This is a genomic window from Ruegeria sediminis, assembly GCF_005938215.1.
Lineage (GTDB): Bacteria > Pseudomonadota > Alphaproteobacteria > Rhodobacterales > Rhodobacteraceae > Ruegeria > Ruegeria sediminis.
The window spans coordinates 147,631-162,395 of record NZ_VCPD01000004.1 but is presented as its reverse complement, the minus strand read 5'-3'; the positions used below and the strand labels follow the sequence as shown (position 1 = coordinate 162,395).

7 protein-coding genes are annotated in these 14,765 nt (G+C 71.1%); 4 read left to right on the top strand and 3 right to left on the bottom strand.

Translation table 11 applies throughout. The features are described 5' to 3' along the window. Positions 1-34 precede the first annotated feature (34 nt). Genes FGK63_RS12295 through FGK63_RS12280 form a run of 4 tightly spaced genes read left to right on the top strand, consistent with a single transcriptional unit; the run spans position 35 to position 6,712 of the window. Positions 35-1,042 (top strand): AAA family ATPase, encoded by a 1,008-nt coding sequence (locus tag FGK63_RS12295; RefSeq protein ID WP_138842631.1) that lies wholly within the window; start codon positions 35-37, stop codon positions 1,040-1,042. Beyond that, positions 1,039-1,914, top strand: a complete 876-nt coding sequence (locus tag FGK63_RS12290) for a DUF58 domain-containing protein (protein WP_138842629.1) — start codon at positions 1,039-1,041, stop codon at positions 1,912-1,914. Before FGK63_RS12295 ends, FGK63_RS12290 begins: the two co-directional genes overlap by 4 nt. Continuing rightward, the gene (locus tag FGK63_RS12285) at positions 1,911-4,673 is read left to right on the top strand and encodes a DUF4159 domain-containing protein (protein ID WP_138842627.1); all 2,763 of its coding nucleotides are present in this window, start codon (positions 1,911-1,913) and stop codon (positions 4,671-4,673) included. Before FGK63_RS12290 ends, FGK63_RS12285 begins: the two co-directional genes overlap by 4 nt. Next, positions 4,670-6,712: a hypothetical protein gene (locus FGK63_RS12280; RefSeq protein ID WP_138842625.1), complete on the top strand. Its 2,043-nt coding sequence runs from the start codon at positions 4,670-4,672 to the stop codon at positions 6,710-6,712. The genes FGK63_RS12285 and FGK63_RS12280 overlap by 4 nt, the downstream gene beginning before the upstream one ends. A gap of 19 nt (positions 6,713-6,731) precedes the next feature. On the opposite strand, the gene pbpC is transcribed toward FGK63_RS12280, so the two are convergent. Genes pbpC through FGK63_RS12265 form a run of 3 tightly spaced genes read right to left on the bottom strand, consistent with a single transcriptional unit; the run spans position 6,732 to position 14,747 of the window. Next, positions 6,732-8,768: a penicillin-binding protein 1C gene (pbpC, locus tag FGK63_RS12275; protein ID WP_171052635.1), complete on the bottom strand. Its 2,037-nt coding sequence runs from the start codon at positions 8,766-8,768 to the stop codon at positions 6,732-6,734. Next, entirely contained in the window at positions 8,761-9,324 is a 564-nt protein-coding gene (locus FGK63_RS12270; protein ID WP_138842623.1) for a putative glycolipid-binding domain-containing protein, read from the bottom strand. Before FGK63_RS12270 ends, pbpC begins: the two co-directional genes overlap by 8 nt. Beyond that, positions 9,321-14,747, bottom strand: coding sequence for an alpha-2-macroglobulin family protein (locus FGK63_RS12265; protein WP_138842621.1), 5,427 nt, complete (start codon positions 14,745-14,747; stop codon positions 9,321-9,323). Before FGK63_RS12265 ends, FGK63_RS12270 begins: the two co-directional genes overlap by 4 nt. Between the last annotated feature and the right edge of the window lie 18 nt (positions 14,748-14,765).

Below are 14,765 nucleotides of genomic sequence, written 5' to 3'. Positions count from 1 at the left end.
ACTCCAAGCATATACGTCCACGGAAGGGAAAGTCATGTCCGAACCCGCCGACCTCGTTGCCGAGATCGAAGTCCTCGAAGAAAAGCTGCAACAGGCCAAATCCTCGATCACCCGCAGGTTCATCGGGCAGGAGCGGGTGGTCGATCTGACCCTGACCGCGCTCTTGTGCGGCGGCCACGCCCTGCTGATCGGCCTGCCCGGCCTCGGCAAGACGCGGCTTGTCGAGACGCTGTCCACGGTGATGGGCCTGCACGGCAACCGCATCCAGTTCACGCCCGACCTGATGCCCGCCGACATCCTGGGATCCGAGGTGCTGGACACTTCCGAGGACGGCAGCCGCCATTTCCGCTTCATCCCGGGCCCGATCTTCTGCCAGCTGCTGATGGCGGACGAGATCAACCGGGCCAGCCCGCGCACGCAATCGGCGCTGTTGCAGGCGATGCAGGAGCGCACCGTCACCGTCGCGGGCGAGGACCGCTCGCTCGGCGTGCCGTTCCACGTGCTGGCGACGCAGAACCCGATCGAGCAGGAGGGCACCTATCCGCTGCCCGAGGCGCAGCTTGACCGGTTCCTTGTGCAGATCGACGTGGACTATCCCGACCGCGACACCGAGCGCGACATCCTGATCGCGACGACGGGGGTGGAAGAGGATCAGGCGTCGCAGATCTTTACCAAGGACGAATTGCTGGCCGCGCAGGTGCTGCTGCGCCGGATGCCGGTGGGCGATTCGGTGGTCGAGCTGATCCTCGACCTGGTCCGCGCCTTCCGGCCCGACGAACCGGGCGCGTCCGAGCGCGTGGCCGAGACGGTCGCCTGGGGCCCGGGCCCGCGGGCGGCGCAGGCGCTGATGATGACGGTTCGGGCGCGGGCGATGCTGCAGGGGCGGCTGGCGCCGAACGCCGAGGACGTGCTGGACATGGCGCGCCCGGTTCTCAGCCACCGCATGGCGCTGAACTTCGCCGCCCGGGCGCGCGGCGACAGCCTGGCGGATCTCATCGAAACCACCGCCGCGGGCCTGTCCCGCAGCGAGGCGGCGGCGTGAACGCCGCCCTGACCCTACGCGAAAGATCCGAGGCCGAGGCGTCGCGCCTGCCGCCGTTGCTGGCGCGGGCCGAACATCTGGCCGGCACCGTCCTTCTGGGCGAGCATGGCCGCCGCCGGTCGGGGCTGGGCGACGATTTCTGGCAGTACCGGCCGGCGCAGAGCGGCGACAGCAAGCGCATGATCGACCACCGGCGCTCGGCGCGCGGCGATCAGCAATACGTGCGCGAGCGGGAATGGCAGATCGCGCAGTCGGTGCTGCTCTGGGTCGATCAGGGCGCGTCGATGCGGTTTTCCTCGGACCGGAACCTGCCGGCCAAGGCCGACCGCGCGCGGCTGCTGGGGCTGGCGACCGCGATCCTGCTGGCGCGGGGCGGCGAGCGGGTCGGCCTGACCGGCACCGCACTGCCGCCGCGGCGCGGCAACGAACAGATCGTGCGGCTGGCGCAGGCCTGGTCGCAGGACGCCGAGGCCGACTACGCCCCGCCCGAGCACCGCGCCATGATCCCGCATGCCCGCGCGGTGTTCATCTCGGATTTCCTCGGCGACCTGTCGGAGGTCGAACTGGCGCTGACCAAGGCGGCCGATCGCGGCGTCCGGGGCGTGCTGCTGCAGGTTCTGGACCCCAGCGAGGAAAGCTTTCCCTATCGCGGCCGCACCATCTTTGAAAGCGTCGGCGGATCCTTGCGGCACGAGACGCTCAAGGCCGGGGATCTGCGCGGCCGCTACCTGCAGCGGTTGGCCAGCCGCAAGGACGCCTTATATCAGTTGTGTCGCGCGACCGGCTGGCAGCTGGGGCTGCATCACACCGGCGACAGCGCCCAAGCCGCGCTGTTGTGGCTCTATCGCGCGTTGGACGGAGGCACCCGATGACCGTTCTGGCTGGCATCGGCTTTACCGCGCCCTGGATATTGCTGGGGCTGCTGGTGTTGCCGATCCTGTGGCTGATCCTGCGGGCGGTGCCGCCCGCGCCGATCCGCCGGCTGTTTCCGGCGGTCACGCTGCTTCTGGGGCTGAAGGACGACGAAAGCGTGTCGGACCGGACGCCGTGGTGGCTGCTGCTGCTGCGGATGCTGGCGGCGGCGGCGATCATCATCGGGCTGGCCGGGCCGGTCCTGAATCCGTCGCGGGACGAGGCGGGCAGCGGGCCGCTGCTGCTGGTGCTGGACGCCAGCTGGGCGGGCGCGTCGCGCTGGCCCGCGACGCTGAACCAGATCGACGCCCAGCTGACCGAGGCGGGCCGCGCCGGCCGCCCGGTGGCCATCCTGCGGCTGAGCGAGCCGGAACCGCCGCTGTTCCAGTCGGCCGAGGCCTGGCGCAGCCGCCTGCCCGGCCTTGTGCCGATGCCTTGGCAGCCGGGCGCGGAACAGGTCGCCGGATCGGTGGAGGCGATTGCAGGGATCGACGGGGGCTTCGACACGAACTGGTTCAGCGACACGTTGGATTACGCGGGCCGCGACACCGTTCTGGCGGCGCTGCAAGCTCGCGGCGGCGTGACCGTCTACCGCTCGGCGGCGTCGGTCGCGGGGCTGCTGCCCGCGGGGTTCGAGGATGGCGCGGTGCAGCTGACCGCGCTCAGGTCCGAGCCGGGCCCGGCCGCCAGCGTGACGCTTCTGGCGCAGGGCCGCGATCCGGCGGGCACGATGCGCGTTCTGGAAACCGCCACCGCGGCGTTCGACGACGGCGAGACCTCGGCGCAGGTGGCGCTGGCGCTGCCGTCGGAACTGCGGGCGCGGATCACCCGTTTCGAGATCCAGGGACAGCGTTCGGCGGGCGCGGTCACCCTGACCGACGACAGCCTGCGCCGCCGCGAGGTCGCGCTGATCGCGGGCCGCCGCAACCGCGAGGGGCTGGAGCTGCTGTCGCCGCTCCACTACCTGACGCAGGTGCTGGTGCCGACGGCGGAATTCGTCGATGGCGCCCTGCTCGAGGTGCTGCCTGCCAATCCCGACGTGATCGTACTGGCCGACGTGGCCACCCTGTCGGCCAAGGAGGAATCCGGGCTTGTCGAATGGATCGAGAAGGGCGGGCTGCTGCTGCGCTTTGCCGGGCCGCGCATGGCGGCGAGCGATCTGGGACGCGCCGAAGAGGACATCCTGCTGCCGGTGCGCCTGCGCAGCGGCGGACGTTCGGTCGGCGGGGCGATGAGCTGGGGCGAGGCCAAGGGGCTGGCGCCCTTCGCCGAGAACTCGCCGTTTCACGGGCTGTCGATACCGGCCGACGTCACCGTCAGCACGCAGGTCATGGCCCAGCCCGACCCGAACCTTGCGGATCGGGTGATCGCCTCGCTCAGCGACGGCACGCCGCTGGTCACCCGCAAGCCGCTGGGGCTGGGGCAGGTGGTGCTGTTCCATGTCACCGCCGACGCCGAATGGTCGAGCCTGCCCTTGTCGGGCCTGTTCGTGGAGATGCTCGACCGTCTCGCCGTCGCCTCGGCCGCGAAGGCGCGGCAGGAGGCGCAACTGCAGGGCACCGCCTGGGCCCCGGTGCAGGTGCTGGACGGGTTCGGCGCCCTGTCGGACGCGGGCACCCTTGCCGGGGTCGATGGCGCCGAACTGGTTTCGGGCGCGGTCGGACCCGACCTGCGTCCCGGCCTTTACGAGAGCGGCAAGCAGAGGCTGGCCCTGAACGTCCTGTCCGAGGGCGCCGACCTGCGGCCTTCGGCCTGGCCGCCGGACGTGCCGGTCAAGGGTCAGGAGGTCAGCCGGGAAACCCCGCTTGGCGGTCTGCTGCTGAGCCTTGCGCTGATTCTGCTGGCCGCCGACGTGGTGGCGTCGCTGGCGCTGTCGGGGCGTCTGGCGCTGGCCCGGGCGGCGGCCGTCGCGCTGGCCGCGGTTCTGGTGGCGCCGGACGCCCCGGCGCAACAGGCGGGCGACGCGGATTTCGCGATCGATGCGACCAAGGAGCTGGTTCTGGCCCATGTGCTGACCGGCGACCGAGGGGTGGACGAGATCGCCCTTGCGGGGCTGCGCGGCCTGTCCGACACGCTGTTCTACCGCACCTCGGTCGAGCCGGCCGATCCGATCGGCGTCGACCTGGAGCGGGACGAGCTTGCCTTCTTTCCGCTGCTCTACTGGCCGGTCACGCCGGAACAGCCGACGCCGTCCGCCGAGGCCTATGCCAAGCTGAACACCTATCTGCGGTCCGGCGGGATGATCCTGTTCGACACCCGCGATTCCGACATCGCCCGCTTCGGCACCGCCAGCCCCAACGGTCGCAAGCTGCAGGACCTGGCGGCGCCGCTTGACATTCCGCCGCTGGAGCCGGTGCCGCGCGACCACGTGCTGACCCGCGCCTTCTACCTGCTGCAGGATTTTCCGGGCCGCTACGGCGGCACCGAGGTCTGGGTCGAGGCCGCGCCGCCCGACGCGGAACAGATCGAGGGGATGCCGTTCCGCAACCTGAATGACGGGGTGACGCCGGTGGTGATCGGCGGCAACGACTGGGCCGGGGCCTGGGCGGTGGACCGCAACGGGCAGTCGCTGCTGCCCGTCGGGCGCGGCTATGCCGGCGAGCGGCAGCGCGAACTGGCGCACCGCTTCGGCGTCAACCTGGTGATGCATGTGCTGACCGGGAACTACAAATCGGACCAGGTGCACGTGCCTGCTCTGCTCGACAGGTTGGGACAATGACGGGAACCGTGATCTTCGACCCCCTGATCCCGTGGCCGGTCCTGGCCGTGGTCGCCGCCATCGCGCTGTCGGGCGTGATGCTGGCGCTGTGGCGCGGGTTGTCGGGCTGGGCCCTGCGCGGGCTGGCCGCGCTGGTGGTGATCGCGGCGCTGGCCGGGCCGGTCTACCAGATCGAGGACCGCGCGCCGCTCAGCGACATCGTGCTGATGATCGAGGATGAAAGCGCCAGCCAGACCCTGTCGGACCGGCCCGACCAGACCGCGCGCGCCGCCGAGGAACTGGCCGCCGTCATCGAGGCGCGCGACAATACCGAGCTGCGCCGCATCCGGGTGGCCGACGGCGAGGGCGACGAGGGCACGCGGGTCATGACCGCGCTGACCGAGGCGCTGGCCGAAGAGCCGCGCGCGCGCGTCGCCGGAATCATCGCTCTGTCGGACGGGCTGGTGCACGACATCGAACAGGCGCCCGACCTTCCCGCGCCGATGCATCTGCTGCTGACCGGGCGCGAGGCCGACTGGGACCGCCGCCTGATCGTGCGCAACGCGCCGGCCTTCGCCATCATCGGCGAGCCGGTCACGCTGACCCTGCGGATCGAGGACAGCGGCGCCGCGCCCGCGACGCGCCCGCTGGCGCCGCTGGAGGTTTCCGTCGATGGCGGCGAGCCGCAGCGGTTCAACCTGCCGGTCGGAGAAGACATCGAACTGCCGGTCACGCTGCCGCACGGCGGCCGCAACGTGATCCAGTTCTCGGTTCCCGCCACCGAAGGCGAGCTGACCGACCGCAACAACACGGCGCTGATCCAGATGAACGGGGTGCGCGACCGGTTGCGGGTTCTGCTGGTCTCGGGCGAGCCGCATCCGGGCGGGCGCACCTGGCGCAACCTGCTGAAATCCGACAGTTCGGTCGATCTGGTACATTTCACCATCCTGCGGCCGCCCGAAAAGCAGGACGGCGTTCCGGTCGACGAACTGTCGCTGATCGCCTTTCCGACCCGCGAGCTGTTCCTGGAGAAGATCGACGATTTCGACCTGATCATCTTCGACCGCTACAAGCGGCGCGGCATCCTGCCGGCGATCTATCTCGACAACGTCACCGGCTACGTCAACAACGGCGGCGCGGTTCTGGTCGCGGCCGGTCCCGATTTCGCCACCGCCGACAGCATCTTCCGCTCGCCGCTTGCGCCCGTGCTGCCGGGCGAGCCGACCGCGCGGGTTGTCGAGGACCGCTATGTTCCGCAGGTCACCGATCTGGGGCAGCGGCATCCGGTGACCGCCGATCTGGGCGACGCCGGGGAATGGGGCGCCTGGCTGCGGCAGATCGAGGTGGAACACCTCTCGGGCGAATTGCTGATGACCGGGATCGGCGACCGCCCGCTGCTGATGCTCGACCGGGTGGGCGAGGGGCGGGTGGCGCTGCTGGCCTCGGACCATGCCTGGCTGTGGAGCCGCGGCTACGAGGGCGGCGGGCCGCAGCTTGAACTGCTGAGGCGGCTGGCGCATTGGATGATGAAGGAGCCGGAACTTGAGGAAGAGGCGCTGTGGGCCGAGGCCAACGGCCAGTCCATGCGCATCATCCGGCGGACGCTGGCGGACGAGGTCGGCCCCCTGACCGTGACCCGGCCCAACGGCGAAACGCTGGAACTGACCTTGCAGGAAGTGTCGCCCGGCCGTTTCGAGGCGCAGTATTTCGGGCCGGAAATCGGCCTCTACCGGCTGAGCGAAGGCGACCGCGAGGCGGTGATCGGGCTTGGCCCCGCAGCGCCGAAGGAGTTTGAGCGCACGATCGCCACCGGCGACATCCTGGAACCGGTGCTGGCCGGGATGCGGGGCGGCATCCTGCGGCTGGAGGACGGCCTGCCCTCGGTCCGGTTGGTGCGCGAGGGGCGGCCCGCCGCCGGGCGCGGCTGGATCGGCCTGACGCCGCGCGGCGCTTACGAGACGCGGGACGTGACGCAGGCGGGCCTGCTGCCGCCGTGGCTGGTGCTGCTGCTGGCGGGCGGGTTCCTGCTGGCCGGGTGGCTGCGCGAGGGACGGCACTAGCGCGGGGTTGCGGCCACCTTCAGTCGATCCGGACCGAGACACGGTCGGCGCGGCCCTGCGCGTCGACGACGACGAGCGAGGCATAGCCGCGCCCGGGGTTCGGGATCTCGAATTCGCGGTGCCGGATGCCGGTCGCCACCGGCCGTCCGTCGGCCAGCACCGAATAGGGCCCGGTTCCGCCGCGCAGCTTGACGGTCAGCGCCGCGCCGTCGGTCGCCAGCCGCGCGCCATCCGGCGGGAACAGCAGTTGCGGCGCGTCGGCGTCCTGGCCGAAGGCCGCCTGGCGCGGGCGGAACCGTTGCAGCGGCGGCGGCAGATCGGCGGCCCCGACGATCAGCGTCGATGGCGGCGGTGATGGCAGCGGATCGAAGCCGGGTTTCAGGCGGCCGAACGCCTCGAACAGCAGGGGCGCGGCAAGATCGCCGCCGAAGGCGCCGGGAACCGGCGTGCCGTCGGCCCGGCCCAGCCAGACGCCGATCACGTGCCGCCCGTCATAGCCCACCGCCCAGGCGTCGCGGTGGCCGTAGGAGGTGCCGGTCTTGTAGGCCAGCGCCCCGGCAGGCGCTCCGGGCGGCGGCGCGAGCCCGGCCAGGATGTCCCCGACCTGCCAGGCGGCGACCGGCGACATCACCCGCGCCGTGTCGTCGCGGCCCGCCGTCATCTGGTGCCGCAGCACCGGCCCCTGCCCCCCGGCCGCGATCGCGGCGTAAAGCTGGACCAGGTCGCGCAGGGTGATCCCGACCCCGCCCAGGGAAATCGCAAGCCCGGGCGCGCCGCCGGAAAGGCGCGGCGCCGTCCCGGCGCGACGCAGCGCCGCCATGACCCGTCCGGGGCCAAGCTCGCGCGTCAGCCGGACCACGGGGATGTTGAGCGACAGCTGCAGCGCCTCGCGGATGCGGACATCGCCGCGGAACGCTCCGTCGAAATTGCGCGGCGCATAGCGGCCGAACATGACCGGGCCGTCGTGGATCAGCGTCTCGGGATGCGCCAGGCCCTGATCGAAGGCCAGCCCGTAGACCAGCGGTTTCAGGGTCGATCCCGGCGAGCGCAGGGCGGTGGTCATGTCCACGAAGCCCTGGCGCGCGTCACCGTAGCCGGCGGATCCGACCAAGGCGAGGATGTCTCCGGTCGCGTGATCGGCCACGACCATCGCCCCCGAAACGCGCGGCCCGGCCAGGGATGCGGCGCGGGCGACCAGCGGTTCGAGGCGCGCCTGCAGGGCGGCATCGAGCGTCAGGTCGTGCATCGCGGTTTCCGGTTCCTGCGCCCTCGTGCGGTCGGCCAGATGCGGGGCCAGCTGCGGAAAAGGGCGCATCCGGTCGGGCAGGCGGTCGCGCAAAGCGGCCAGCATCTCGGCCTCGGGCAGAATGCCGTGCCGGGCGGCCCGGGCCAGGACCCGGTCCCGCGCCGCGCGCGCGGCTTGCGGGTGGCGGTCGGGGCGCCGCGTCTCGGGCGATTGCGGCAGGGCGACCAGCAGGGCGGCTTCGGCCGGGGTCAGGCGTCGCGGCTCCTTGCCGAACCAGGCCAGCGTCGCCGCGCGCACGCCTTCCAGGTTGCCGCCATAGGGCGCGTGGGTGAGGTAGAGCGCCAGGATCTCGTCCTTGCCCAGCCGCCGCTCCAGCGCCAGGGCCAGGCGGATCTGGCGCAGCTTGCCGCCCCATCTGCCGGTCGGCCCGTCCTCGAGCAGCCGCGCCACCTGCATGGTCAGGGTCGAACCGCCGGACACGGTGCGCCGGTTCCAGACCGCCTGACCGGCGGCGCGCATCAGGGCCAGCGCATCCACCCCGGAATGAGAATTGAAACGCTTGTCCTCGTAGCGCAGCAGCATGGCGACAAAATCCGGATCGACCACGCCGGGCCGCAGCCGCCAGATGCCGTCTTCGACCGGATAGGCCCGCAGAAGCGCGCCGTGGCGGTCCCGCAGTTCGACCGAGGTTCCGGCAAGAACCGGCGGCAGTTGCGTCCGGTCGATCCAGCGGTCCGCGGCATCGCGCGCCAGGCCCGCAAGGAACAGGCCGGCGGCAAGGCCCAGCAGCAGGGAGGCCGGCCTAGGCATCGACCCAGCCTTCCCAAAGACCGGGATAGCTGGTGACGAAGCCCGACGGGTGAACGCCCAGTTCCGCCTCGAAATTCGGCGAGCTGTAGCGGACCGTGTCGGGCGCCCGCCAGTCATAGACCTGGTCCAGCCGCGCCACGCGCCGGAACCCCGGCTGCAGCCATCCGGCGCGGACCTGCGCGCTTTGGCCTTCCCGCAGGGACAGGCGCCGCAGCGGCAGCAGGTTGGTGGCGGGCGTGAAGCTGAGGTCCAGGTCGATGCAGTCGCCGGTGTCCTCCTGCAGATCGTCGTTGAGGAACCAGCCCTCCGGCCCCTTGCGCAACCGCAGGGCCAGATCGCGGCCGGAAACCTTGCCCACCACGTCCGCCGACAGGCTGACCCAGTCGGGGTCGCAGCGCACGTCGTAGGTCAGGCGCGCATCCGCGCCGCCGTCATGCCAGATCGCCTGACCGACAAGCATCCAGCCCTGCTCCAGCCGCGACAGGGTGCAGCGGTCGGTGCCTTCCATGTCCAGCCGGCGCCAATGGCCGGTGGCGATCGCCGTCGGGCCGGTCATCGGACCACCACCTGCCCGGTCGCGGTCCGGGCGCGGAAGCTTGGCCGGTACATGTCCTCGACCGAGGCCGCCGGGTGATGGAAGGTGCCGGGCGTCACCGCGCGGGCCACATAGGCCAGCGTCACGCGGTCCGATCCCCGCAGATCGACGGCGGCCAGGAAGCGGTCGGCGCGAAATTCGGCATGGCTGGCCTCGGACAGGTCGAGCCAGTCCAGCGACCGCACGTCGCCCGAGCGCAGCAGGCTGGGATTGTCGATCTCGATCCCGGCGGGCAGGGGATCGTCCACCATCAGCCGTGCGCCGCCGTCCTCGAAGGGATCGACGGTCAGGACGGTCACGAACCGCTCTCCCACCGCGAAGTCGCGTCGTTGCATCGGTTCTCCCTCCATCGAGTAATATTGCCGGGTGATGGCATAGCCGGCGCCGCCCGCCTTTGGCGCCACCTCGGGCACGCCGGTCACGGTCAGGGTGATGTCGGTGCTCTGGTCGTCAGCGGCGGTGATGTTCAGGACCTCGGGCGCATCGCCTTCCAACACCTGCACGAAGGGCCCTGTGACCGGCGCGCCGTTGACGCGCAGACCGGAGGTTTCGGGCGTCGATATCAGCGCGTGCGCGGCAAGCAGGGACCACGCGGCCTCCTGCGTGGACAGGGGGCCGGTCGCGGAACCGATCCGCGCGGACAGGGCATCCCGGTCCACCGCGGCGCTGCCCGCCTCGGCGGCCAGCGTCAGCAGACCGGCCGCGTCGCGCAGGGCGGTGCCGTAATCGGCACGCCAAAGCGCGGTATCGCGGTCAGATTGACCCGCCACCATGCGCGCCGCGCGGGCGAACATCGCATCGGCCCGCGTCTGGTCGCCATAGGCCGCCAGCGCGGCGCCAAGCTGCGCCGCCGCCAGCGGGGTGGCGAACGCCTGTCCCTTCACATCCGCATAGTAGCGCAGATCGCCCATGGATGCCGCGCCTTCGCGCGCAAGCACCATCAGGGCATAGGCGATGTCCTCGCCCCCTTCGTCGAAATCCGGGGCGTAGTTGATGCGGTTGCGCAGGTTGTCCATGGCCTGGGCGAACGCCCGGTCGGGTACGGCATGGCCCTGCGCGCGGGCGCGGGACAGGAAATCGCCGACATAGGCGTCGAGCCAGAAATCGCCGCTTTCCGCCTGCCACAGCCCGAAGGATCCGTTCGAGGCCTGCCGCGCCAGAACCCGCCGGATCGACGCGGCGATGCGGGCATCGACATCCGGGCCGTCGCCGAGACCGGCGGCCTGCGCCACCGACGAGAGGTAGAGCAGGGGCAGCGCCTGGCTGGCGACCTGTTCGGTGCAGCCATAGGGGTAGCGGTCCAGAGTATCAAGAAGCCCGGGCGCGTCGAAACGGGCCAGCGGCCCGGCCGAGAGGATCGCCTTGCCCGAGCCAGGTCGGAGACCCTGGAACACGTCCGAAGAGAACAGGAAGCTGTCCCCGGCACCCAGCGAAAACCGTCTTGTCTGCGCCACCACCGGATCGTTGGCGCGTACCGGCAGGGTCAGACGTTGCTTCAGGGTCTGGCCGAGCGGCGTCGTCAGGACCAGGTCGATCGCCGGATCGCCCAAGGCGTTGGCGCGCACCGGGATCTCGAACACCGCCTTGCCGCCGTTCTCGAGCGTGAAGGTCGACGGGACCGCGCCCAGTTCCAGTTCGGCCGGGGCGTCGAGCGCCAGCGCCATCGCGCCGGCGGGCCCGTCGGCATGGACGACCTCGAGCAGAATGCGGCTGTCGTCGCCGGGCGCGAGGAACCGCGGCAGGCTGGCGGTGACGACCACCGGGTCGCGGACCACCATCTCGGCCTCGGCCTGTCCGACGGCGCGGCGCGACCAGGCCACCGCCATCAGACGGACGGTGCCGTTGAAGGCGGGCAGCGACACGTCGATTTCGACCTCGCCATCGGCGTCGAGTTCCACCGGGCCGCTGAACACCGCCATCAGATCCTGCGTCGGCGGCGGCGACTGCATCCGCATGCCGCCATCGTTGTCGCCGCCCGAGCGGACGACGCCCATGGCGCCGTTCATCCCGTCGATCAGACGTCCATAGACGTCGCGCAGTTCGACCCCCAGGCGGCGCTGGCCGAAATAGTGCCCTTCGGGATCGGGACTTTCAAAGCCGGTCAGGTTGAGGATGCCCTGATCGACGGCGGCCAGGGTCAGCCAGACCTTCTCGCCGTCACCGGCATTTTCGACCCTGATACGGGCCTTTTCGACGCCGCGCGGCCGGGCCACCTCGGGCACGGCGATCGAGACCGACAGCCGCCGGTCGCCGGGTTCGACCGCGGCATGGGCGATGCCCAGCGCGCGGGCCGGGTTCTGTCCGGCGGTCACGTCCATGGGGCGGATGACGGTCGCGGCGACATAGGCGCCGGCGCCCCAATCCCCGGTCACCTCCAGCGGGATCACGGTTTCGCCCTCGGGCACCTCGATCATCCGCCGCGAGATCAGCTTGTTCGACAGCACGTCGATCCGGGCGATGCCGGCCATGCGGGATACGATCCGCAGTTGCGCGGTGTCGCCGGGCCGGTAGCTGGCGCGGTCCAGCGACATCTCCAGCCGGTCGGGCGTGGCCGAGGCATCCGCGGCCTGGTACCAGCCCGCGTGGAAATCCAAGGCGGCGGCGGCATAGGGGCCGTCGATGCGTTCGACCACCAGCTCGTACCGGCCCCAATCGACCGGCTGGGACAGCGCCAGCGGCGCGGCGTCCAGACCGGCCTCGCCCGTGGCGACGCGGGTGCGGCGGGTGACGGGCTCCCAATTCCAGTCGCCGTAGAGCTGATACCATTGATAGCGGGTCTCGATGCGGTTCAGCGTCCAGCGCACCTGCATGGGAACGGGGGTCAGGTCGGGCGACAGGCCGATGATCATGAACCCGGCCTCGGAGCCTTCGGAGACCACGTCCTGGAACTGGGGCTTGATGCCGATGATCGGCGCCGAAGGCAGGACCGGCGCGGTCAGGCGGCGCTCGACCGGGCGGGCCGAGCCATCCGCCAGCCGCGCGATCACTGTCGCTTCCAGCGGCTTGCCGACAGTCTCTGACATGGGGATTTCCACCGGAACCGTGGCATTTCCCTGCGCGTCGGTTCGTTCGCCGCCGAACTGGCTGCTCTGCGCCGAGGGCGCGTCGTCGTAGCGCCCGAAGCGGTAGCCTTGGTACCCGTCGACGGCCTCGGCCGGGCGCAGGACCACCTGTCCGTCGACGCTCAGATCCGATCCCGGCGCGCCGAAGAGATAGCGCGCCTCGATCCGCAGCGGCGAGCTGTCGCCGGGGCGCAGCGGCGCACCCGGCAGCCTGAGGTCGAAGTCGATGCGCTCGGGCAGGAAATCCTCGACCAGCACCGTCTGGCCGGCCAGCGCCGGGCCTTCGGGATCGGATTTGATCTCAATCCGCCAGGTGCCGCGCGGCACGTCGGCGGCGACGGGCAGGGAAAAGACATGCCCGCCGGCGACGCCCCCGTCCGAGACGATCCGCCGGTATTCGACCCCGTCGGGGCGGCTCAGGATGGCGGTCAGCGGCAGGCCGTCGATGGCGCTGGCCTCGCCGTCGCGGGCCAGCGCGGTGACATGGATGGTCTCGCCCGCGCGATAGGCGCCGCGATCGGTGGTCAGGAACACGTCGACCGGGCCCGCGGGCGTGCGCCCTTCGACGCCGCGGTCCGACAGGTCGAAGGCGGGATCGGTCAGGGACAGGAAGCTGAAGTCGCTGTCGCCGGCGGCGGCAAGGATCAGCGCGGCGGCGGCGGATCCGGTCCCGCGGGTCAGGCCGGGATCGAACCGAACCTGCCCCTGCGCATCCGTCTCGGCCCGCGCGATGACCGCATTGGCCCGCGAGATCAGCGACACCTCGACGCCGGCGCGCGGCGCGGCATCGCCCAGTCCGCGGATCGCGACGTGCAGCCCGTCCGTTCCCGCGACCGAGCTGATCCCGAGATCGGACAGGACGAACCACTGCGTCGCGCCCGGATCGTCATAGGGATCGGCCCCGGGCGCCCGCGCGGTCAGCGCGTAGATCCCCGCGGGTTGTTCCGCGATGGCGGCCCCGATCGGCAGGCGCGCGGTCATGTCCCGGTTGAGCTCCGAGGGCACCTCGGCGGTGCCGGACCAGACATCCTGGGCGATCTCGTTGGAAAACTGCTGATCCTGCCAGTGGTTGAGGGGGCGGCCGAAGAACCCGTCCTGCACCGCGCGCAGCAGGTTGCGGTCGCTGATGCGCCGCAGCGTCAGGTCGAGCCGCGTCAGGTTGACCGTCTCGACCGGCAGGGCCGCATCTGCGGATTTCGGCAGCACATAGGCGCGGCCCGGAAACCGGACCGAGGGCGCGCGGTCGCGCACATAGTGGGTCAGTTCGACGTCGCCAAGCAGCGTCTCGCCCGAGGCGGCGGGCAGGCCCGCACGGAAGGTCAGGCGGTAGCGCTTGCCATGTTCGACGCCGTCCACGCAGAGTTGGCTGCCCTGGGCCTGGACCACCATCTGCGGTTCGGGCAGCTGCACGAAGGGCTCGTAGTCGATGCCCGCCTTGACCAGCGGTTCGGAGAATTCGGCGCAGATGCGGGGCGCCGCCGCGTCGCTTTCGACGGTGCTGCCGGTGATGCGGAAGCCGTATTTCGCCACTGCCGAGTCCAGCGCCGCCAGGATGTCTTGGCGCGGTTGCAGCTCGGCGGCCAGCCGCAGCGCGGCGATCATGTCGCGGCCCCGCTCGTCCCGTTCAAGCGCGCGGGCCATGATCTCAAGCGCCGTGGCCTGCGCGGCCGGAGTGCCGGAGCGGAGGTAGCCGTTGACCGCGGCCGCAAGGGCGCGCGCTTGGTAGTCGCGCTGGCGGCTCCGGTCCTCGGCGGGGATTTCCAGCAGCAGCCGGGCGTATTCGGTCCAAAGATCCGCCCGGTCGCTGATGGAAACCGCCGTTCCGGTCCAGCCCATCGCCTGTTCCGCCGTGGCGGCGGCGCGCGCCGCGCCCAGCACCGCGTCAAGCTCCTGTCCGCCGCCGGAATGGCGCAGCCCCAGGTCGCGGGCCTGCAGCCGCGCGCGGTCGAGATCGGGCTGGCCCAGGAACGCCAGTTCGACGGCGCGCGCCTCGGTCAGGGACAAGACCTGCGGATCCGTCATCACCTTTCGCGCCGAGATCGCGCCGACATAGGGCTCTTGCCGGTTCACGCCGCTTTTCGGAAAACAGGCGCGGGAACGGGTGTTGTAGGTGAACGCGGCGCAGTTGCCGTTGGCCGAGCAGGCCCGCACGCAGGACGGCAAATCGGTGTCGAACAGCGCGTCCAGGTCTGAGCCGTAGAAATCGGCGTCGCGGGTCACGACATAGCGGAATTCGGATGTTCCGGCCTGCGCCTGAAGCCCGACCGCGGCGACGAGAAAAGAACAAATCACGGAAGCGGTAAGAAAAACGATGCGGCGCATGGCGATCTCCTGTTTGCC